This window comes from Brevundimonas sp. UBA7534 (genome assembly GCF_002479325.1).
GTDB lineage: Bacteria > Pseudomonadota > Alphaproteobacteria > Caulobacterales > Caulobacteraceae > Brevundimonas.
The window spans coordinates 1-322 of record NZ_DLMO01000092.1 but is presented as its reverse complement, the minus strand read 5'-3'; the positions used below and the strand labels follow the sequence as shown (position 1 = coordinate 322).

The 322-nt window shown below is 75.2% G+C and carries 1 pseudogene; it reads right to left on the bottom strand.

Features of this window, described 5'->3' with window-relative positions:
• A pseudogene (locus B2U11_RS06795) lies at window positions 1–322 on the bottom strand (TonB-dependent siderophore receptor); the annotation flags it as partial.

The following is a 322-nucleotide window of genomic DNA, read 5'->3' as shown; positions in this document are numbered from 1 at the left end:
CCGGCCGCCGAACGCCGCCCACACCGTCACGTCGTCGGTCAGGTCGAACTCGCCGCGCGCGGTGCCGAACAGCTGTTCCTCGTCGGTGTAGGTCCAGGGCTGGGCGAAGTTGACGTCGGCCGACGGCGCGGTCGGGATGGCGCCGGCCGGCGTCACCGTCGGACGCGGCGCGTCGATGCGGTGGTCCTGCCAGCCCAGGTCGGCCGAGAAGCGCGCGCGGTCGCCCCGGCGATCCAGGCCCAGGCCGACGACGCGCAGCTGGCCGTCCTCGCCCTCGACCGAACCCTCGCCATCGCGGCTGACCAGGTTCAGACGCGCGCCC